Origin of the sequence: Micromonospora sp. CA-248089, assembly GCF_050948515.1 — a bacterium.
Classification (GTDB): domain Bacteria; phylum Actinomycetota; class Actinomycetes; order Mycobacteriales; family Micromonosporaceae; genus Micromonospora.
The window spans coordinates 4,502,783-4,523,072 of record NZ_CP192016.1 but is presented as its reverse complement, the minus strand read 5'-3'; the positions used below and the strand labels follow the sequence as shown (position 1 = coordinate 4,523,072).

Annotated in this window: 16 protein-coding genes; 11 read left to right on the top strand and 5 right to left on the bottom strand. The window is 73.3% G+C overall.

The window, feature by feature from the left end:
• Positions 1-596 precede the first annotated feature (596 nt).
• Positions 597-2,465, bottom strand: coding sequence for a translational GTPase TypA (gene typA / locus ACQP26_RS21085; protein ID WP_433493799.1), 1,869 nt, complete (start codon positions 2,463-2,465; stop codon positions 597-599).
• Positions 2,466-2,596: 131 nt separating this feature from the next.
• On the opposite strand from typA, the gene ACQP26_RS21080 reads away from it, so the two are divergent.
• Together ACQP26_RS21080 and ACQP26_RS21075 are read left to right on the top strand one after the other, a co-directional pair.
• On the top strand, positions 2,597-4,096 hold the full coding sequence (locus ACQP26_RS21080) for a DedA family protein (RefSeq protein ID WP_433493798.1): 1,500 nt from the start codon (positions 2,597-2,599) through the stop codon (positions 4,094-4,096).
• Between the two features lie 31 nt (positions 4,097-4,127).
• Entirely contained in the window at positions 4,128-4,997 is an 870-nt protein-coding gene (locus tag ACQP26_RS21075) for a lytic transglycosylase domain-containing protein (RefSeq protein WP_433493797.1), read from the top strand.
• An 85-nt stretch (positions 4,998-5,082) separates the two neighbouring features.
• Here ACQP26_RS21075 and ACQP26_RS21070 read toward each other — a convergent pair whose 3' ends face one another.
• Entirely contained in the window at positions 5,083-7,209 is a 2,127-nt protein-coding gene (locus ACQP26_RS21070) for an MMPL family transporter (protein ID WP_433493796.1), read from the bottom strand.
• Positions 7,210-7,345: 136 nt separating this feature from the next.
• On the opposite strand from ACQP26_RS21070, the gene ACQP26_RS21065 reads away from it, so the two are divergent.
• From ACQP26_RS21065 to ACQP26_RS21045, 5 genes are all read left to right on the top strand, one after another.
• Positions 7,346-7,861, top strand: coding sequence for a MarR family winged helix-turn-helix transcriptional regulator (locus tag ACQP26_RS21065; protein WP_269707055.1), 516 nt, complete (start codon positions 7,346-7,348; stop codon positions 7,859-7,861).
• A gap of 2 nt (positions 7,862-7,863) precedes the next feature.
• The gene (locus ACQP26_RS21060; RefSeq protein ID WP_433493795.1) at positions 7,864-9,513 is read left to right on the top strand and encodes a CocE/NonD family hydrolase; all 1,650 of its coding nucleotides are present in this window, start codon (positions 7,864-7,866) and stop codon (positions 9,511-9,513) included.
• A gap of 170 nt (positions 9,514-9,683) precedes the next feature.
• Complete coding sequence (locus tag ACQP26_RS21055; protein WP_269705003.1) at positions 9,684-10,592, top strand: hypothetical protein; 909 nt, start codon at positions 9,684-9,686, stop codon at positions 10,590-10,592.
• Between the two features lie 96 nt (positions 10,593-10,688).
• Positions 10,689-11,261, top strand: coding sequence for an ArsR/SmtB family transcription factor (locus tag ACQP26_RS21050; RefSeq protein ID WP_433493794.1), 573 nt, complete (start codon positions 10,689-10,691; stop codon positions 11,259-11,261).
• 52 nt (positions 11,262-11,313) lie between these two features.
• Positions 11,314-12,588, top strand: coding sequence for an MFS transporter (locus ACQP26_RS21045; RefSeq protein WP_433493793.1), 1,275 nt, complete (start codon positions 11,314-11,316; stop codon positions 12,586-12,588).
• A gap of 49 nt (positions 12,589-12,637) precedes the next feature.
• Here the strand turns inward: ACQP26_RS21045 and ACQP26_RS21040 are convergent, their stop codons facing one another.
• A complete protein-coding gene (locus tag ACQP26_RS21040; protein WP_013287480.1) occupies positions 12,638-12,841 on the bottom strand; it encodes a cold-shock protein in 204 nt (67 codons plus the stop codon).
• Positions 12,842-13,022: 181 nt separating this feature from the next.
• Between ACQP26_RS21040 and ACQP26_RS21035 the strand changes: the two genes are divergently transcribed.
• The gene (locus ACQP26_RS21035; protein ID WP_433493792.1) at positions 13,023-13,697 is read left to right on the top strand and encodes a class I SAM-dependent methyltransferase; all 675 of its coding nucleotides are present in this window, start codon (positions 13,023-13,025) and stop codon (positions 13,695-13,697) included.
• 96 nt (positions 13,698-13,793) lie between these two features.
• Positions 13,794-14,402: a DedA family protein gene (locus tag ACQP26_RS21030; RefSeq protein WP_433493791.1), complete on the top strand. Its 609-nt coding sequence runs from the start codon at positions 13,794-13,796 to the stop codon at positions 14,400-14,402.
• Between the two features lie 45 nt (positions 14,403-14,447).
• Here ACQP26_RS21030 and ACQP26_RS21025 read toward each other — a convergent pair whose 3' ends face one another.
• Entirely contained in the window at positions 14,448-15,101 is a 654-nt protein-coding gene (locus ACQP26_RS21025) for an MBL fold metallo-hydrolase (RefSeq protein WP_269705008.1), read from the bottom strand.
• 8 nt (positions 15,102-15,109) lie between these two features.
• On the bottom strand, positions 15,110-15,826 hold the full coding sequence (locus ACQP26_RS21020) for a maleylpyruvate isomerase family mycothiol-dependent enzyme (protein WP_269705010.1): 717 nt from the start codon (positions 15,824-15,826) through the stop codon (positions 15,110-15,112).
• A gap of 224 nt (positions 15,827-16,050) precedes the next feature.
• On the opposite strand from ACQP26_RS21020, the gene rsgA reads away from it, so the two are divergent.
• Both rsgA and uvrA read left to right on the top strand, forming a co-directional pair.
• On the top strand, positions 16,051-17,130 hold the full coding sequence (gene rsgA / locus ACQP26_RS21015; RefSeq protein ID WP_433493790.1) for a ribosome small subunit-dependent GTPase A: 1,080 nt from the start codon (positions 16,051-16,053) through the stop codon (positions 17,128-17,130).
• 208 nt (positions 17,131-17,338) lie between these two features.
• Positions 17,339-20,281: an excinuclease ABC subunit UvrA gene (gene uvrA, locus ACQP26_RS21010; RefSeq protein ID WP_433493789.1), complete on the top strand. Its 2,943-nt coding sequence runs from the start codon at positions 17,339-17,341 to the stop codon at positions 20,279-20,281.
• Positions 20,282-20,290 lie beyond the last annotated feature (9 nt).

Genomic DNA, 20,290 nt, shown 5'->3' with positions numbered 1-20,290 from the left:
CGTGACGCCGTCCCGCGTCCGGTCGCGCGGTGGTCGGCCCGTGGCGCGTCTCGCCGTCTCGCATCTGTCGCGCAGCCGTGCACCCGTCGCGCAGCCGTGCACCCGTCGCGTCGTCTCGCGCGCCCGTCACCGCGCTCATCCGTCGGCGGAGAGGTTCCGCTGCCGCCCTGCCCTCGCAGTAGCCCGGCGACCCACTTCCGCCCTTCACCTCCCTCCTGCCTTGCCCCCAACCAGCCGCCTTCGTCGCCGTCCGATCCCAAGCAACGGGATCCGCGTCCGCAGAACGAGACACGCGGAAGATCTTGGAAGGAATGCGCCCCTATGGGGGCCATTTCGTACCAAGATCTCCCGCTCACCCCGTCGATCATGAGGTTGGCGGCGGACTTGATCTCCAGAACTGCCGCCAACCTCATGATCGACCGGCGACCGGCGACCGGCGACCGGCGACCGGCGACCGGCGACCGGCGACCGGCGACCGGCGACCGGCGACCGGCGACCGGCGACCGGCGACCGGGGGCGGGGGCGGTGGAAAGGGGGAGCCCGGTCCGCCGAGGGGCGGGCCGGGCTCCGGGTGGGGCTCGTGAGCGGGCGGTGCGTCAGCCGGCGTGCTTGCGGCGGGCGGCCATCCGGCCGCGCTGGGTCTGGTCCAGCACCACCTTGCGGATGCGCACCGCGGCCGGGGTGACCTCGACGCACTCGTCCTCGCGGCAGAACTCGAGCGCCTGCTCCAGCGACAGCTTGCGCGGCGGGATCAGCTTCTCGGTCTCGTCGGCGGTCGACGAGCGCATGTTGGTGAGCTTCTTCTCCTTGGTGATGTTGACGTCCATGTCGTCGGAGCGGGAGTTCTCACCGACGATCATGCCCTCGTACACCTCGGTGCCCGGCTCGACGAAGAGCTGGCCACGCTCCTGGAGGTTGGTCATCGCGAACGCGGTGACCGACCCGGACCGGTCGGCGACCAGCGACCCGTTGTTGCGGGTGCGCAGCTCGCCGAACCACGGCTCGTACGACTCGAAGACGTGGTGCAGGATGCCGGTGCCGCGGGTCTCGGTGAGGAACTCGGTCCGGAAGCCGATCAGGCCGCGCGCCGGGACGAGCCACTCCATCCGGATCCAGCCGGTGCCGTGGTTGACCAGCTGCTCCATCCGGCCCTTGCGGGTGGCCAGGAGCTGGGTGATGGCGCCCAGGTACTCCTCCGGGGCGTCGATGGTCAGCCGCTCGACCGGCTCGCAGGTCTTGCCGTCGATCTCCCGGGTGACGACCTGCGGCTTGCCGACGGTCAGCTCGAAGGACTCGCGGCGCATCTGCTCGACCAGGATCGCCAGGGCCAGCTCGCCACGGCCCTGCACCTCCCAGGCGTCCGGCCGCTCGGTGGGCAGCACCCGCAGCGACACGTTGCCGACCAGTTCCTTGTCGAGCCGGTCCTTGACCATCCGGGCGGTGACCTTGGCGCCCTTGACCCGGCCGACGAGCGGCGAGGTGTTGGTGCCGATGGTCATCGAGATGGCCGGCTCGTCCACCGTGATCAGCGGCAGCGGCACCGGGTTCTCGGCGTCGGCGAGCGTCTCACCGATCATGATCTCCGGGATGCCGGCGACGGCGATGATGTCGCCCGGCCCGGCGGACTCGGCCGGCTTGCGCTCCAGGCCCTCGGTCATCAGCAGCTCGGAGATGCGTACCCGCTGGGTGCTGCCGTCGGTGCGGCACCAGGCCACGGTCTGGCCCTTGCTGATCGTGCCCTGGCGGACCCGGCACAGCGCGAGCCGGCCCAGGAACGGCGAGGCGTCGAGGTTGGTGACGTGCGCCTGCAGCGGCGCGCCCTCGTCGTACGCGGGCGCGGGGATGGTGTCCAGCAGGGTGCGGAACAGCGGCTCCAGGTTGCTGCTGTCGTCCGGCACAGCGCCGTCGGCGGGCTGGGTCACCGAGGCGATGCCGTCGCGGGCGCAGGCGTAGACGATCGGGAAGTCGATCTGCTCCTCGTCGGCGTCCAGGTCGAGGAACAGCTCGTACGTGTCGTCCACGACCTCCTTGATCCGGGCGTCCGGACGGTCCACCTTGTTGATCACCAGAATGATCGGCAGCCGCGCGCGCAGCGCCTTACGGAGCACGAACCGGGTCTGCGGCAGGGGGCCCTCGCTGGCGTCGACCAGCAGCACCACACCGTCGACCATGGTCAGGCCGCGCTCGACCTCGCCGCCGAAGTCGGCGTGACCGGGGGTGTCGATGATGTTGATGGTGACCGGTTCCGAGCCGTCCGCCGGCAGGTACCGCACGCCGGTGTTCTTGGCGAGGATGGTGATGCCCTTCTCGCGCTCGAGGTCCATCGAGTCCATGACCCGCTCGGTGTTCTCACCACGGGCGCCGTAGGCGCCGGCCTGCCGCAACATGGCGTCGACCAGGGTCGTCTTGCCGTGGTCGACGTGGGCGATGATGGCGACGTTGCGGAGGTCGGTGCGTAGCTGCATACCCTCCATACTCCTGTCTGCGGTTGCCGGGGCACGCCTCGGGGTCACCCCGAGACAACCCGGATCTGCGTCGAAAGTGCTGTGCCGACCGTTCCAGCGACTGGCATGCTGACACCCGTGCGGGGTGTCCGATGCCTGACCTGCTGAGCTGGCTGCAGGAGCTGCCGCCCCTGCTGATCTACCTGGCCGCCGCGGCGATCGTCGCGGCGGAGACCGCGGTGATCGTCGGGCTGCTGATGCCCGGCGAGGCGACCCTGCTTCTGGTCGGCTTCCTAGCGTACGCGGGCACGCTGCGCCTCGCGCCCGTGCTGGTGGCCATGACCGCCGCCGCCGTGATCGGAGACACACTCGCGTGGCGGGCCGGCCGCCGGTACGGCCCCCGGCTGCGCGCCTCGGGGGTCGGCGCCCGGATCGGCGCGCACCGGTGGCGGCGGGCCGACTCGCTGCTGGAGCGCCTCGGTGGCCGGGGCGTGCTCGCGGCCCGCTGGATCGCGTTCGCCCGCACCCTGGCGCCCCGGCTGGCCGGGTCGGCCGGGATGCCGTACCGGCGGTTCGCGCCGTGGAACCTGGCCGGGGTGGCGAGCTGGGTCGGCGCCTCGGTGCTGGCCGGATACCTGGCCGGTGAGTCGTACGAGCGGGTGTCGAAGCTGCTCGGCCGGGCCACCGGTGCGGTGCTGGCCCTGCTGCTGTGCCTGCTCGCCGTGGTGCTGGCGGGCCGCTGGCTGGGGCGCAACCCGGACCCGGTACGCGCACTGGCGGCGCGGGCCGCCGCGTTGCCGCCGCTGCGCTGGGTGCGGGCCCGGTACGGCGTGCTGTTCTTCCTGGTCGCCATGCGGGTCGGCCCGGCCTGGACGCTGCTGATCAACCTGGCGCTGGGGCTGGCGCTGCTGTTCGTCGCCGGGCTCGCAGTGGCGGTCCTGCTGGAGGCGGTCGTCGCGCACAGCGGGCTCGGGGTCCTCGACGGGCTGGTCGCCGACTGGTTCGCCGCCCGGCGTACCCCCGGGGTGGTCGACACGGCGCTGCTGGCGGTGTCGGTGCTGCGCGGCTGGGTGCTGATCGCCGCGGTCGCCCTGGTCGCCGCGGTGGTGGCGCGGCGGGCTCGGGCGTGGCGGGCTGACCCGCTCGGGGTGCTGGGCACTGCCGGCGCCGCCGTACCGCTGGTGTTGCTGGTCGTCGTCGCGGACCTGACCGGTCCGGGCGGCCCGGACCGCCCCGGTGACCTGTTCCCGACACAGAACGCGGTGGTGACCGCGAGCTTCGGCACGCTGGCCTGGCTGCTGTCGCGGGGTGCCCGCTGGCCGGTGGGCGCGGCGGTGTGGACGGCGGCGTCGGCGGGGGTGGTCACGGTCACCGGCGCGCGGCTCTATCTGGGCTTCAGCACGGCGAGCGGCACCGTCACGGCGGTTCTGCTGGGCCTGGCCTGGACGACCGTCTTCGTGGTGGCGTGGGCGACCCGGGACCGCCTGGCCGACCGGGACGAGCGTGCGGCGGGCGCGGACCGGGAGGAGCGGACCGCGTACGCGGAGCCGGACGACGGGCCGGCCGACGCGGTGGCGGGGGAGCCACCGCCCCGGCCCCGGGGCCGCCGGTCCGCGTTTCGGGTACCCCGCGGACCTGTCGATCCTTGCTAGGGTGCGCCGACGAGGACTACGGGGAGGTCCGATGCGGCGAGGACTCGGCCGGTGGGCCGTGACAGTGGTGGCGTTGCTCGCGGCGGGCACGCTGACGGCGTGCGGCGACGAGGAACGGCCGGTGCGAGAGGTCGCTGTGGAACTGCCCACGGCGGCGCCGGCGGACCAGCCGCAGGAGGCGCCCGCCGACGCGCCGAGCGAGGAGCCACCGGCGGTCGCTTCGATGGGCGGACGGCCCAGCCCGAGCGCGTCGGCGAAACCGAAGCCGCGGGCGAAGCCGTCCCGCACGTCGACGGCACCGCTGGCCCGGCCGAAGCCGCCGACCGAGACCCAGGTGCCACCGGCGCCGCCGAAGCCGGCCGACGACGGCTGCAAGCCGAGCTACCGGGGCACCAAGGCCAGCCAGAGCCAGGTGAAGGCGGCGCTCGCCGACGCCGCGGCGCGTACCTACTGGCCGACCTCGGCGCCGGACATCCGCATCCCGTCGGCGCTGCTGAAGGCCACCGCCTGGCAGGAGAGCGGGTGGCAGTCCAACATCATCGCCTGTGACGGCGGGGTCGGGCTGATGCAGGTCATGCCGGCCACGGCGGACTGGATGAACCAGCGGTTCGGCCAGTCGTACGACATCGACGCCTACCGGGACAACGCCTACCTGGGCGGCACCTACCTGGCCTGGCTGACCAAGTACATCGGCGACATGTACTTCGAGTCCGACTACCGGCTCGACGCCTCACTGTGCACCAGCGAGCTGAACTCCTGCCTGCTCAACGCCGTGATCGCGGCCTACAACTACGGGCACGGCGCGGTGGCGCGGGAGGATCAGCCGCTGACCATCCCCAACCCGCAGTACGTGCGCAACGTGCGGGCGCTGATGACCGAGTGCGAGTGCCTGAGCTTCTGAGCGAACCGACGAACGGGCGGACGGGCGGACGGGCGGACGGACGAACGGGCGGGGCCGGCGTACGCGCCGGCCCCCGCCCGTCTGGTCAGTCCCGCGCGGCGACCGGCTCGGCCGGCGTCGCGGCGGGCGCGTCGGCGTCCCGCTTGATCCGTCCGGGCCACCAGAACCGGTCGCCGAGCAGGAACGCCAGCGCCGGCACCAGCACCGTACGCACCAGCAGCGTGTCCAGCAGCACACCGATGCAGACGATGATGCCGATCTGAGTCAGTGTGATCAGCGGCAGCACGCCGAGCACCGCGAACACCGCGGCCAGCAGGATGCCGGCGCTGGTGATCACGCCGCCGGTGACCCGCAGCGCCGACAGCATCCCGTCGCGGGTGCCGGTGCGCCGGGCGTCCTCCCGGGCCCGGGTGACCAGGAAGATGTTGTAGTCGACGCCGAGCGCCACCAGGAAGACGAACGCGAGCAGCAGCACCCCGCTGTCCAGCGCCGGGAAGTCCAGCACGTGGTCGAAGAGCAGCCATGCCGCGCCGAGGCTGGCGAAGAACGAGGCGATCACTGTGAGCACCAGCAGCAGCGGCGCCAGGAGCCCGCGCAGCAGCAGCACCAGCACCGCGCCGACCAGCAGCAGGATGAGCGGCAGGATCAGCTTGAGGTCCTTGGTGTTGGCCTCGTTCGAGTCGTACGTCGCGGCGACCGAACCACCGACCAGGGCGCCGTCGGGGGCGTCCGCGCCGTCCACGGCGGGCGGGGCGGAGTCCGGTACGGCGGCCACGGCGTCGCGCAGCGCCACCACGGCCCGGTCGGAGGCGGCGCTGCCCGGCTCGGCGGTGAGCACCACGTCGATCTGGGCGACCCGGTCCCCGGCGGCGCCGGGGCGGGCCGAGGCGACCCCGTCGACGCCGCTCGCCGCGGCCAGGACCGCCTGCGCGGCCTGCGGGGTGGTGAGCACCGCGACCGGCTGGGTGCTGCCGGCCGGGAACGCCCGGGCGAGCGTCTCGGCTCCGGCGACGGCCTCGGGCTTCTCGCTGAACTGCTCGGTCTCGGACAGCCCGGTGCGGATGCCGAGGCCGCCGAGGGCGAGGCCGGCGAGCAGCAGCACGGCGAGCGCGGCGACCGGCAGCGGCCGGCGGACCACCAGCTCGCCGAGGCGGCCCCAGATCCGGCCCTCGCGGGCGGCGCTACCGACGCCGGGGATGAACGGCCAGAACAGACCCCGGCCGAACAGCAGCAGGGCGGCGGGGAGCACGAACAGCGCCGAGAGCATGGCGAGGATCACACCGGTGGCGCAGGCGATGGCGAGCGCCCGGTTGGTCTCCTGCTCGGAGAGCAGCAGCGTGAGCACGCCGAGGACGACGGTGCTGCCGCTGGCCAGGATCGGCTCGGCGGTACGGCGCAGCGCGCGCCGCATGGCGGCGAACCGGTCCTCCTCGCGGCGCAGTTCCTCCCGGTAGCGGGCGATGAGCAGCAGCGCGTAGTTGGTGGCGGCGCCGAACACCAGCACGCTGGCGATGCCCGTGACCTGGCCGCTGGGCAGGTAGATGCCGAAGGCGGGGACGAGGGACTCCACCACGCGCAGCGTGATCTGCTCGGTGGCGCCCACGACCAGCAGCGGTACGAGCCACAGGAACGGGCTGCGGTAGGTGACCAGCAGCAGCACCGCCACGACGGCGGCGGTGACCAGCAGCAGCGTGGTGTCCGCGCCCTGGAACACCTTGCCCAGGTCGGCGGTGAACGCGGGCCCGCCGGTGACCTCGACGGTCAGCTCACCGGGCAGATCACCGACCGCCTCGCGGAGCTTCTCCACCTCGTCGACCACCGCCGACGGGCCGCCCTCGGTGGACAGCGGCACCGCGACCAGCGCCACCGTGCCGTCCGGGGAGACCTGGGCGGGGGAGACCCGTCCGCCCGCGGCGAGCGAGCTCAACTCGCCGCCGAGGCCGTCGAGGACGCCCCGGTCGGCTCCGCTCAGCGGGGCCTGGTCGGCGCGGCTGACCACCACCAGGGCGGTCTGGGCGTCCTTGGAGGGCAACTGGTCCTGCAGTCGCTCGACCTGCGTCGACTGCCATTCCACGGACAGGCCGGTGCCGGAGACGGGCTCGGGATTGTCCGGCTTCGGTAGCCCGAAGGCGACCACGCCGACGACGAGCGCGGCGGCCAGGGTGAGCCAGGCGGCCAGCCGGCCCCGGACGACGCGGGTGAACAGAGACATCTGATGCCCTCACATGTTGGTCGCGGGGGATTCTCTTTAAACGAGTATCTTGATGAGCGAGATTATCCGGGGTGGTTCTATGCTGCAACCGGAACTGTTCGACAGGGGGTGGCGGCAAGCGGTGGCGGCGCACAGGATGTATCGGCGACGCGACGACCCGCGCGGGCGCATGGTCGCCGACATCACAAACGACCTGCGCCGTTACTCGGTCGACGCCCAGCACATCGGGCACGCGTTCGCCGGGCTGCACGGCCTGAACGCCACCGACCTGTACGCGCTGATCGCGGTCATGGAGGCCGAGCTGGTGGGCGACCCGATCACCCCCGGCCGGCTCGGTGAGGCGCTCAACCTCTCCTCCGGCTCGGTGACGGCGCTGGTCGACCGGCTGGAGCGCGGCGGGCACATCCGGCGCGACCGGGACACCGCCGACCGTCGCAAGATCCTCCTGCACTACGCCGACCGCGGCGCGACGCTGGCGCAGAGCTTCTTCGGGCCGCTGGGCCGCCGTACCGACGAGGTGATGGACCGCTTCAGCGACGACGAGCTGGCCGTGGTGCACCGGTTCATGGCCGAGATGGTGCACTCCATGCGCACCCACCGGGACGAGATCCGCGCCGCGCCCCGCCGTGGCGCCGCCTCCGGAGACGCCTGATCGTGCGGCTGGTCACCCGGGCCGCCGCCGCGGCGCTGCGACTGCCCGCCACCCGGACCGGGCGGGTCGCGGTCACCCGGGACATCCCGGTCCGGGTACGCGACGGCGTGACGCTGCGCACCGACCACTACGCGCCCGGCCCGGCCGCCGCGCCGTGCGTGCTGATCCGCACCCCGTACGGGCGGGGCGGGCCGATCCGGCTGCTCGGCCGCCTGATCGCCGAGCGGGGCTTCCACGTGGTGATCCAGTCGTGCCGCGGCACGTTCGGCTCGGGCGGCGAGTTCGCGCCGCTGGTGCACGAGCGCGACGACGGCCTGGACACGCTGGACTGGCTGCGCCGCCAGCGGTGGTGGACCGGCGCCTTCGGCATGTTCGGCGCCAGCTACCAGGGCTTCGTGCAGTGGGCGCTCGCCGCCGAGGCGGGCGACGAGCTGCGCGCGATGGTCGCCGTGGTGACCGCGTCGGCCACCCGGGACTCCACGTACGCGGGGGAGTCGTTCGCGCTGGACACGGTGCTCACCTGGGCCGAGCTGCTCGAGGCGCAGACGGTGCCCTGGCTGGCCCGGCAGTGGGAACTCAAGCGCGGCCAGCCCCGGCTCGCCCGGGCGCTGGCGCACCTGCCGCTGGCCGAGGCCGACCGGGTCGCCACCGGCGTCACCGTGCCGTTCTTCCAGGAGTGGCTGCGGCACCACACCCCCGATGCCGACTACTGGCGTACCCGGGTCTTCGGTGACCGGATCACCGAGGTCCGCGCGCCGGTGGCCATGGTCAGCGGCTGGCAGGACATCTTCCTGCCGGCCCAGCTCGACGACCATGCCCGCCTGCGGGCCGCCGGGGCGCGTACCCGCCTGGTCGTCGGGCCGTGGACGCACGGCAGCCCCGGGCTGCTCCTGGCCTCGCTGCGGGAAGGGCTGGACTGGCTCGACACCCACCTGGCCGGACGGCCCGGCCCGGAACGCGCGCCGGTGCGGGTGCACGTCGGCGGCGCCAGTGGCGGCTGGCGCGACCTGCCGGACTGGCCGCCACCGGCCACGCCCACCCGGTGGCACCTGCGATCCGGCGGCGGGCTGGCCGCGCAACCGCAGGAGCACGGCACGCCGGACCGGATCTGGTACGACCCGGCCGACCCCACGCCGTCGCTCGGTGGCCCGCTGCTGGTGGCCCAGCGGGCCGGAGCGGTGGACAACCGGCCGGTCGAGGCCCGCCCGGACGTGCTGACGTACACCAGCGAGCGGTTGCGTGAGCCGGTCGAGGTGGCCGGGCCGGTACGCGCCGAGATCCACCTGCGCAGCGAACTGTCGTACCTGGACGTGTTCGTGCGTCTGTGCGACGTGGACCGGCGCGGGCGCTCCTGGAACGTCTGCGACGGCCTGGTCCGCGTCGAGCCCGGGCGGTTCCCGCGCGATCCGTCCGGAGTGGTCACCGTGCCGGTGACGCTCTGGCCGACGGCGTACCGCTTCGCGCCGGGCCACCGCCTGCGGGTGCAGGTCTCCGGTGGCGCCCACCCGCGTTACGCGCGCAACCCCGGCACCGGCGAGCCACTCGGCACGGCTGTGACCCTCCGTGCTGGCTGGCGGGAGATCCTCCACGATCGCGAGCATCCTTCGGCACTGGTGCTGCCGCTCGTGCCAGCACCGTCCACAGCGGGCTGATAGTTCAAAAAACCGTCCCTGAGCTGGGCACTTCTGCCTAACCGTGGTTAAGCTCGGAGCAAGTGCCCGGTGCCGTGCAGTTATCCGGCGGGGCGCGTCCGCGGATCGCATGTCATCACGCGGTGTGATTGTCGTGCCCTCGCCGGTCATCGATCGGAAGGGGACCTGCCATGACGTCGGCCCCGGCGAACCTGCTGGCCGTCCGCAACCTGTTACTCACCTACCTCAACGTCGACAAGAAGGCCGTACGCGCCGACGACCTGGAGCCGGCGGAGGTCGGCATCGTCGGCGACGTCAACCACCGCGGCGGCTACCACTGCGGCTCCGACCGGGTCGTCACGAACGACTACTCCGTGGTGGAGTCCAACCGGGACCGGTCCGGGCTCACGCTGTACGCGTCGGCGCTGGACGTCGGCACGTTCTCCGTCCGCTCCGGCGGCGGCACGCACAACCTGCGGACGTTCTCCACCTGGATGGTGGCGCAGTGCGTGGCGAACGCGGCCGACACCCGGGACATCAGGGAGATCATCTACTCCCCGGACGGGCGGACCGTACGCCGCTGGGACCGGCTGGGGCGGCGTACCGGCGGGGACAGCAGCCACCTGTTCCACACCCACTTCAGCTTCTTCCGCGACTCCACGAAGGCGGGGCGGGACCAGACCCCGCTGTTCCGCCGCTACCTGACCGCGATCGGGATGATCGCCATCGCGAAACCGGAGGACGACATGGAACAGACCGACAAGCTCATCCGGGACACCGGCTCGAAGAACCGCACAGTGGGCGATGCCCTGGCCGACCTGCAGAACCTGCGCAACTGGCTGATCTCGCCGGTCAACACCACGGGACTCGTGAACCCGCCGATGGCGAACTCGCCGTTGCAGCAGATGCTGGCGATGCTGCGCGCCTGGCCGGCGCTGGTGGCGCAGGTGAACGAGCTGTCCGGCAAGGACTTCACCGACGAGGAACAGATCGTCTCCGGGGTGCTGGCCGGGCTGCCGCCGGAGAAGATCGCCGAGGCCATCCCGCCGCAGATCGCCAGGGACGTGGCCGACGAACTGTCCCGGCGGCTGACCGCCTGACCGCCCGGCGCCGCGACCACGGGTCGCGGCGCCGTGGTCCGGCCAATTCCGCAACAGCTGTTGCGCAACATCTCTTGCGAATGCCAGACTCGCCGCATGGAACCCACCGTCCGGCAGGTCACCGACTCGCGGGTGCTCGCCGCGCTCGCCCACCCCCTGCGCCGCCGGCTCATGGACGTGCTCAAGGTGTACGGCCCGTGCACCGTCGGCATGCTCGCCGAACGCACCGACCAGGCCCCGGCGAACGTGAGCCACCATCTCAAGGTGCTGGCCGCCGCCGACCTGCTGGTCGAGGCGCCCGAGCTGGCCCGCGACCGCCGGGAACGCTGGTGGCGGCTGCGCGACCGCGGGGTGCGCTGGTCCAACAGCGACTTCGACGACGACCCGACGGCCCGGGTCGTGGCCGACGCTGCCAGCTCGCTCAACCTGGAACGGCACGCCGAACTGGTCCGCGCCTGGCACTCGGCACCCGACGACGCGCACGCCGCGTGGGGGGAGGGGCCGTTCAGCACCGACAAGTGGCTGCACCTGACCTCCGACGAGCTGGCCGAACTCAGCCGCGAGGTGATCGCGCTGTTCGCCCGGTGGGCCGACCGGCCGATCCCCGACGACGGGCAGCGCCGCGAGCCGGTCTTCGTGTTCGCCCACGGCGTCCCGGGCCGGCCGTGACCGCCCACACCGTTGCGGCGACGGCAGCGCGCGCCTTACCGGGGTGCCCGTCGTGACCGCCCCCGCGTCTACGGCCGGGCCGGTCGCCCCGCCGCGCGGCGGGCTGTTCCGGCACCGCGACTTCCGGCTGCTCTGGACCGGCCACACGGTGAGCGCAGTGGGCAGCAACATGACCGCTGTGGCGCTGCCCCTGGTCGCGGTCGCGGTGCTCGACGCCACCACGTTCCAGGTGGCGGTGCTCACCGCCGCGGCGTGGCTGCCCTGGCTGCTCGCCGGCCTGCCGGTCGGGGCGTGGGTCGACCGGGTCCGTCGCCGCCCGGTGATGATCGCCGCCGACCTCGCCGCCGCGGCGCTGTTCGCCAGCGTGCCGCTGGCCGCCCTGGCCGGGCTGCTCACCGTCGGGCATCTGCTGATGGTGGCGCTCGGCGCCGGCCTGGCCCGGGTCTTCTTCGAAACCGCCGACCAGGTCTACCTGCCCACGCTGCTGCGTCCGGAGCAGGTGCCCGAGGCCAACGCCCGGCTGCACGCCACCCAGACCGCGAGCTACCTCGTCGGGCCCGGACTGGCCGGTCTCGTCGCCCAGCTCGTCGGCGCGGTGACCGCGGTGGCGCTGGACGCGCTCACCTTCCTGCTGTCCGCGCTCTGCCTGCGCCGGATCAGCGCGGTCGAGGCCCGCCCGCACCGTCCGGACGGGACGACGTCGCTGCGCCGCGAGGTCGCCGCCGGATTGCGGTTCGTCGTCCGCGACCCGTACCTGCGGGTGCTGACGGTCTTCGGGGCGGCGAGCAACATCGGGCTCATCGGCTACCAGGCGGTGCTCGTGGTGTTCCTGGTCCGCTCGGCCGAGCTGCCCGCCGGGCTGGTCGGCCTCCTGATCGGACTCGCCAGCCTCGGCGGTGTGATCGGGGCCGCGCTCGCCGCGCGCCTGGCCCGCCGGCTCGGCAGTGCCCGTACGCTGCTCGTCGCCGGCGCCCTCACCGGGCCGCCCGCACTGCTCATCCCGCTGGCCGGGCCCGGCGCGCGGACCGTCTGGCTGGTGCTCGGCGGCGTGCTGGTGAGCCTCGGCGTCGCGATCGGCAACGTGGTGAAGGGCAGCTTCCGGCAGACGTACACGCCACATCGGCTGCTCGGCCGCGTCACGGTGAGCATGCACCTGCTCAACTACGGCACGATCCCGCTCGCCGCGCTGCTCGCCGGCGCGCTGGGCGCGGCGTGGGGTCCGGGCGGCGCGATCCGGGTGATGACCGCCTGGCTGGCGCTGACCCCGCTGATCCTGCTGGCCGGGCCACTACGGAAACGGCGCGACCTGCCGGCCGCGCCGTCCTGATGATGCACTGCGGCGGCGGTCGGACTCCGACCGCCGCCACCGGCACGCGTTACATCGGACGAACGTTGTCCGCCTGCGGGCCCTTCTGCCCCTGGGTCACCTCGAACTCGACCTTCTGGCCCTCGTTCAGCTCGCGGTAGCCACTGCTCTGGATGGCCGAGTAGTGGACGAACACGTCCGGGCCTCCGCCGTCCTGCTCGATGAAGCCGAAGCCCTTTTCCGAGTTGAACCACTTGACCGTGCCGGTTGCCATGCGTCTCTCCCTGTTCCAATGCGGGCGAACACCGGCTCCGCGGCCGGTGATCGCCCTGTACCACCCCGACAGTAACCGTCCGCGCCGGAATTCGCTGCCGGAAGCGCGCGGCGCGCCCGTGAATACGTGCGCGACGGGAAAAAGACCCCGCCGTCGCGCGGCGCACGGCATGCTTGCCCCGATGAGCAGGCAGACGGCTCTGGCCGACCTGGAGCAGGAGATCGCGGCGCCCGGCGCGGGCCCGGACCGCCTGCGCCTGGTCGGTACGCCGTTCGTGCCGGAGGTGCGCCTGCACCTGGCCGAGGACGCCATCCTGTGGTGGGCCCGGATGGAGGCCGCCGCCGGGCGGTCGCTGCCGCCGCCGTACTGGGCGTCGGTCTGGGCCGGTGGGCAGGCGCTCGCCCGGCACCTGCTGGACCATCCCGAGCTGGCCGCCGGGCGGCGGGTGCTCGACCTGGGCGCCGGATCGGGGCTGGTGGCCATCGCCGCCGCGCTCGCCGGGGCCGACGAGGTGGTCGCCAACGACATCGACCCGTACGCGGTGGCGGCCGTCACCCTGAACGCCCGGGCCAACCGGGTCCGGGTGGCCGCCGACGGCGCCGACCTGCTCGACGGGGTGGCGGGCGCCGACCTGCTGGTGGCCGGGGACGCGCTCTACGACGCGGGCCTGGCCGCCCGGGTCCTGCCCTACCTGCGGCGCTGCGCCGACCACGGCGTCGAGGTGCTGGTCGGCGACCCGGACCGGGGCCACCTGCCACCGGACGGGCTGGAACTGGTGGCGAGCTATCCGGTGCCGACCACGGAACCCTCCGTCGACTCGCCGGTGCGCCGGGTGCAGGTGCTCCGGCCCCGCTGACCCTAGGGGTCTCCCGGGCGGGTGTCGGGGACCACTGGGGGATCATGCCCGATGTGCCGGGGTGCCGGGGTGCCGGCGCGGCATAGCGTGCAGCTCATGAACGAACTCGTGGCCGCCGCCGGTGAGCTGCCCACCACCCTGCTGATGGGGCTGCTGGGCGTGGTGATGCTCGCCGACGCCGTACCCCTGATCGGGGTGCTGGTGCCCGGCGACGCCGCGGTCCTGGCCGCGGTCGGCGCGGGTCGCCCGGCCGGAGGCGCGCTCACCGTCGCGGCGGTGGTCGCCGGCTGCCTGGCCGGCTGGTCACTGAGCTTCTTCGCCGGCCGGCGCTGGGGCGGGCAGCTGCGCGACAGCCGGGTGGGCGGCTGGATCGGCGAGTCCCGCTGGGTCGCCGCCGAGACGCTGCTGCACCGCGGCGGCGGGCGGATCGTGCTGGTGGCGCCGTTCCTGCCGGTGTTCAACGCGTTGCTGCCGCTCGCGGCGGGCGGGCTGCGGATGTCGTACCGGCGGTTCCTGGCCTGCGCGGCGGCCGGGGCCACCGCGTGGGCCGCGCTCTACGTGGCGCTGGGGCTCGCCGCGCGGGCGCTGACCGGCCTGCTGCCCGGGGCGCTCGATCCGACGGTGCTGACCATGGCGGTCGGGCTGCTGCTGGCCGGACCGGTGCTGCTCGCCACCCGGCGCCGGCTGCGGGCGGTCACCGGCTGACCGCGCCCGGCCCGGCCGTCACGGGGGAGGCCGGACCGGGCGTGCTCACCAGCCGCGGGCGCGCCACTGCGGCAGTGCGGGCCGCTCGGCGCCGATGGTGCTGTCCTTGCCGTGGCCCGGGTAGAACCAGGTGTCGTCCGGCAACTGGTCGAAGAGCTTGGCCTCGACGTCGTCGATGAGCCGGCCGAAGCGCTCCGGGTCCTGGTCGGTGTTGCCGACTCCACCCGGGAAGAGCGAGTCGCCGGTGAACAGGTGCGGGGTACCGGCCGGGTCGCGGTAGAGCAGCGCGATCGAGCCCGGCGTGTGCCCGCGCAGGTGGATGACCTCCAGCGCGCAGTCGCCGACCGGCACCGTGTCGCCGTCGGCGAGCCGCTCGGCGGAGATGGGCAGCCCCGCGGCGTCGTCGGCGTGCACCAGCGCGCGCGCCCCGGTCTTGGCCACCACCTCCTCCAGCGCGACCCAGTGGTCCATGTGCTGGTGCGTGGTCACCACGGCGGCCAGCCCGCCGTCGCCGACCAGCTCCAGCAGGCGCGGCGCCTCGTTCGCGGCGTCGATCAGCACCTGCTCGCCGGTGGCGTGGCAGCGCAGCAGATAGGCGTTGTTGTCCATCGGGCCGACCGACAGCTTGGTGACGGTGAGCCGGTCGAGCTCGCGCACGGCCGGCGGACCGCCGGGCGTGACGTGTCCGGTGTAGGTCATGACGATGTTCAGATCCATTCCGGTGGGTTCGGCAGGGGGCCGTCGGGTTCGACGGTGAGCAGTTCGCCCGCGCCCCGGCCGGTCAGCCAGGCGGCGAGTTCCGGCGCGGGGCCGGTGACCGTGGGCGCCCCCTCGGGGTCACCCACGACGAGTTCGGACGCCGCGCCGTCGAAACGCAGCACCATGGCCGGGGCGGCCGGGTTGCCGGCCAGCCCGGTCACCACCTCGTGCAGCAGCCGCTGGGCGAACGCCTCCGGCCAGTCCGCGGGCCGGTAACCGGCCGCCAGGTCGACGTGGTGCACCTCGACCTCGCGCAGCCGGCCCCAGACCAGCATCGCCGCCGGCCACGGGCCGCGCCGGGTCTGCACCGTGGCGCCCCAGGCGTCCACCGGCATCGCCGCGACCGCCGCGTCGAAGCGCTGGCCGCTGCGGCGTACGTCGTCCAGCAGGTCGGCGGGACCGCGGTCGGCGCCGGCCTCGATGTCGTCGGCGCGGGCCTGCGCCGAGGCGTACATCGGGATCTCCTCGCCGGTGCGCGCCGAGGTGAGGAGGTTGACGAACCCGTCGGCGTTGCGGGCCAGGTGGGTGAGCACATGCGCGCGGGACCAGCCCGGCAGCAGGGAGGGCGCCGCGACGTCCGCCGCGGTCAGGCCGGACACGGTACGCACCAGCCGGTCGTTCGCCTCGGCCAGCGCGCCGGTCAGCAGCAGGGGGTCGGCGGTCATCTCGTACTCACGCGTCCGACCCTAGCGGGCCGGACCTTGCCGTGCCCGCGGGGAAATCGCTTTCGGCGCGTCGGCGCGCCACCTACCGTCGGGGCCGACGAGGTCGGGCCGCGCGGTCCACCTCGTCGCGAACGCGGCACCGGGAGTCGGAGGGGAGGTGGTGCGCATGCCGGTCGCAGCGCGTGTGTTCCGCCGTACCTCCCCTCGACACCGATGAGGACACCATGACTCTCGATCTGACCGCCCTCGGCTGGGACGCCGGCTGGGTGGCCCATCTCGACCGGCGCGCCGGCCACCGTCACGGGCGCGTCGCCCGGGTGGACCGGGGCGTCTGCACCGTGCTGTGCCCGCAGGGGCCGGTGCGGGCCAGCCTCGGCGGCGGCGTGCTGTCCGCCGCCGCCCGTGACCTGACCGCGTTGCCCTGCGCGGGTGACTGGGTGCTGCTGTCCACCTGGCCGGACGGCCCGGTCACGGTGGAGGCGGTGCTGCCGCGGCGGACCGCCCTGGTGCGGCGTACCGCCGGCAAGGACGCCAGCGGCCAGGTGCTGGCCGCCAACCTCGACGCCGCCGCGGTGGTCGAGCCGGTGCACCCGGAACCGGACGCCGCGCGGATCGAGCGGCTGCTGTCCCTGGTGCACGAATCCGGGGCGGAGCCGCTCGTCGTGCTCACCAAGGCCGACCTCGCCGCCGACCCGGAAGCGGTGGCCCGGCAGCTGGCCGACCTCGCGCCGGGGGTGCCGGTGCTGCCGGTCAGCGCCGAGCGGGGCACCGGCCTGGCGCCGCTGCGCCGCCACGTCGCCCCGGGGCGCACGCTCGGCCTGCTCGGCCCCTCCGGGGCCGGCAAGTCGAGCCTGGTCAACGCGCTCGCCGGGGCCGACGTGATGCGTACCCAGGCGATCCGCCGGGTCGACGGCAAGGGCCGGCACACCACCACCTGGCGGTCGCTGGTGCCGCTGCCGGGTGGGGGAGCGGTGCTGGACACCCCCGGCGTACGGGCGGTCGGCCTGCTCGACGGCGCGGCCGGCCTGGACCGGGCGTTCGCCGACATCACCGAGCTGGCCGCCGGCTGCCGGTACGGCGACTGCGCCCACGACGCCGAGCCGGGCTGCGCGGTGCGGGCCGCGCTGGACGACGGCGAGCTGCCGGTGCGCCGCTGGGAGAGCTGGCGGCGGCTCCAGCGGGAGATCGAGTACGAGAGCGGTCGCCGCGCGGCCCGGCTGGCGGCCGAACGGCGGGGTGGCCGGCGGGGCGGGAGGCGACGGACCGGACGTCCGGCGACCCCGCCCGCTCCCGGGGGATTCTGAACCGGCCCGGGCCGGTCGGGCCGACCTGCGTGGTTCGCGCCCGACCGGCCTGAGCTGGGGGAATGTTCGCGCGACGGAAGTTGTCATACGTCGGGGCTAGAGTTGCCGAGGCGTCTTTTCTGCGCCCCGACAACCTGTGAAAACCACCCAGACCCGGCGTCTGGTGCACAGATCAGCCTCATATCTTTCTTCCGGGAGCACACGCACCGTGGCCGACCGACTGATCATCCGTGGCGCGCGCGAGCACAACCTGCGTGACGTCAGTCTCGACCTGCCCCGGGACGCCCTGATCGTCTTCACCGGGCTCTCCGGTTCGGGCAAGTCGAGCCTGGCGTTCGACACCATCTTCGCCGAGGGGCAGCGCCGCTACGTCGAGTCGCTGTCGTCGTACGCCCGGCAGTTCCTCGGTCAGATGGACAAGCCCGACGTCGACTTCATCGAGGGCCTCAGTCCCGCCGTCTCCATCGACCAGAAGTCCACCTCGCGCAACCCGCGCTCCACGGTCGGCACCATCACCGAGGTCTACGACTACCTCCGCCTGCTGTTCGCCCGCATCGGCGAGCCGCACTGCCCGATCTGCGGCGAGCGGATCTCCAAGCAGAGCCCGCAGCAGATCGTCGACCGCGTCCTGGCCATGGCCGAGGGCACCCGGTTCATGGTGCTCGCGCCGGTGGTGCGCGGCCGCAAGGGCGAGTACGTCGACCTGTTCGCCGAACTCCAGGCCAAGGGCTACGCCCGGGCCCGGGTCGACGGCGTGGTGCACCCGCTGACCGAGCCGCCGAAGCTCAAGAAGCAGGAGAAGCACACCATCGAGGTGGTGATCGACCGGCTCAGCGTCAAGCCGAGTGCCAAGCAGCGGCTGACCGACTCGGTCGAGGCCGCGCTCGGGCTGTCCGGCGGTCTGGTGCTGCTCGACTTCGTCGACCTGCCGGAGGACGACCCGGCCCGGGAGCGCCGCTACTCCGAGCACCTGGCCTGCCCGAACGACCACCCCCTCGCCATCGAGGACCTCGAACCCCGGGTCTTCTCCTTCAACGCCCCCTACGGCGCCTGCCCGGAGTGCACCGGCCTCGGCACCAAGAAGGAGGTGGACCCGGAACTGGTCATCCCCGACCCGGAGCGCACGCTGCGCGAGGGCGCGATCCAGCCCTGGGCCACCGGGCACAACCTCGAATACTTCCTGCGGCTGCTGGAGGCGCTCGGCGAGGCCGAGCACTTCGACATCGACACGCCGTGGCGGGCGCTGCCGTCGCGGGCGCAGAAGACGATCCTGCACGGCTCCGACGACCAGGTGCACGTGCGCTACCGCAACAAGTACGGCCGCGAGCGCTCCTACTACACCGGCTTCGAGGGCGTGGTGCAGTGGATCGAGCGCCGGCACACCGACACCGAGTCGGAGTGGTCCCGGGACAAGTACGAGGGCTACATGCGGGACGTGCCCTGCGCGGCCTGTGGCGGCACCCGGCTCAAGCCGGAGGTGCTCGCGGTCACCCTGGCCGGCAAGAGCATCGCCGAGGTCTGCAACCTCTCCGTCGGCGAGGCGGCCGACCTGCTCGCCGGCATCGAACTGACCGACCGGCAGAAGATGATCGCCGAGCGGGTCCTCAAGGAGATCAACGCCCGGCTGAAGTTCCTGCTCGACGTCGGCCTGGACTACCTCTCGCTGGACCGCCCGGCCGGCACGCTCTCCGGCGGCGAGGCCCAGCGCATCCGGCTCGCCACCCAGATCGGCTCCGGTCTGGTCGGCGTGCTCTACGTGCTCGACGAGCCGTCGATCGGCCTGCACCAGCGTGACAACCACCGGCTCATCGAGACGCTGCTGCGGCTGCGCGGGCTGGGCAACACGCTGATCGTGGTCGAGCACGACGAGGACACCATCCGGGTGGCGGACTGGATCGTCGACATCGGCCCGGGCGCGGGCGAGCACGGCGGCAAGATCGTGCACAGCGGCTCGGTACCGGCGCTGCTCGACAACACCGAGTCGGTCACCGGGGCGTACCTGGCCGGGCGCAGGTCCATCCCGACGCCCGCCACCCGCCGGCTGCAGACCCCTGGCCGGGAGCTGGTGGTGCAGGGCGCGCGCGAGCACAACCTGCGCAACCTCACCGTGAGCTTCCCGCTCGGCCAGCTCATCGCCGTCACCGGTGTCAGCGGCTCGGGCAAGTCGACGCTGGTGAACGACATCCTCTACGCCGTGCTGGCCAACCAGATCAACGGCGCCCGGCTGGTGCCCGGCCGGCACACCCGCATCACCGGCCTGGAGAACGTGGACAAGGTCGTCGGCGTGGACCAGTCGCCGATCGGGCGGACGCCGCGCTCCAACCCCGCCACGTACACCGGCGTCTGGGACCACATCCGCAAGCTGTTCGCCGAGACCACCGAGGCCAAGGTCCGGGGGTACGGTCCGGGCCGGTTCTCGTTCAACGTCAAGGGCGGCCGCTGCGAGGCGTGCTCCGGTGACGGCACGATCAAGATCGAGATGAACTTCCTGCCGGACGTCTACGTCCCCTGCGAGGTGTGCAAGGGCGCGCGCTACAACCGCGAGACGCTCGAGGTGCACTACAAGGGCAAGACGGTCGCCGAGGTGCTGGACATGCCGATCGAGGAGGCGGCCGAGTTCTTCTCCGCCATCCCGGCCATCCACCGGCACCTCCGGACGCTCGTCGACGTCGGTCTCGGCTACGTCCGCCTCGGCCAGCCCGCGCCGACGCTGTCCGGCGGCGAGGCGCAGCGCGTCAAGCTCGCCTCCGAACTGCAGAAGCGCTCCACCGGCCGCACCGTCTACGTGCTCGACGAGCCCACCACCGGCCTGCACTTCGAGGACATCCGCAAGCTGCTGATGGTCCTGGAGGGCCTGGTCGACAAGGGCAACACGGTCATCACCATCGAGCACAACCTCGACGTGATCAAGACAGCCGACTGGCTCATCGACATGGGCCCCGAGGGCGGCCACCGGGGCGGCACCGTGCTCGCCACCGGCACGCCCGAGGAGGTCGCCGAGGTGCCGGAGAGCCACACCGGGCAGTTCCTGCGGCCGATCCTCAAGCTCGACGGCGAGGCCAAGGGCGCCAAGGCGGCCACCACCCGGGCGGCAAAGGCCAACGGCAGCGCCAAGTCGCGGACCCGCAAGGTTCCCGCCGGGGCGCGCTGACCCATCCGG

Coding starts and splice junctions, on each gene's coding strand:
- ACQP26_RS21065 (WP_269707055.1), top strand. CDS start 7,346: ATGTATCGGCGACGCGACGACCCGCGCGGGCGCATGGTCGCCGACATC.
- typA (WP_433493799.1), bottom strand. CDS start 2,465: ATGCAGCTACGCACCGACCTCCGCAACGTCGCCATCATCGCCCACGTC.
- ACQP26_RS21050 (WP_433493794.1), top strand. CDS start 10,689: ATGGAACCCACCGTCCGGCAGGTCACCGACTCGCGGGTGCTCGCCGCG.
- ACQP26_RS21075 (WP_433493797.1), top strand. CDS start 4,128: ATGCGGCGAGGACTCGGCCGGTGGGCCGTGACAGTGGTGGCGTTGCTC.
- ACQP26_RS21055 (WP_269705003.1), top strand. CDS start 9,684: ATGACGTCGGCCCCGGCGAACCTGCTGGCCGTCCGCAACCTGTTACTC.
- ACQP26_RS21070 (WP_433493796.1), bottom strand. CDS start 7,209: ATGTCTCTGTTCACCCGCGTCGTCCGGGGCCGGCTGGCCGCCTGGCTC.
- ACQP26_RS21030 (WP_433493791.1), top strand. CDS start 13,794: ATGAACGAACTCGTGGCCGCCGCCGGTGAGCTGCCCACCACCCTGCTG.
- ACQP26_RS21080 (WP_433493798.1), top strand. CDS start 2,597: ATGCCTGACCTGCTGAGCTGGCTGCAGGAGCTGCCGCCCCTGCTGATC.
- ACQP26_RS21035 (WP_433493792.1), top strand. CDS start 13,023: ATGAGCAGGCAGACGGCTCTGGCCGACCTGGAGCAGGAGATCGCGGCG.
- ACQP26_RS21025 (WP_269705008.1), bottom strand. CDS start 15,101: ATGACCTACACCGGACACGTCACGCCCGGCGGTCCGCCGGCCGTGCGC.
- ACQP26_RS21020 (WP_269705010.1), bottom strand. CDS start 15,826: ATGACCGCCGACCCCCTGCTGCTGACCGGCGCGCTGGCCGAGGCGAAC.
- ACQP26_RS21040 (WP_013287480.1), bottom strand. CDS start 12,841: ATGGCAACCGGCACGGTCAAGTGGTTCAACTCGGAAAAGGGCTTCGGC.
- rsgA (WP_433493790.1), top strand. CDS start 16,051: ATGACTCTCGATCTGACCGCCCTCGGCTGGGACGCCGGCTGGGTGGCC.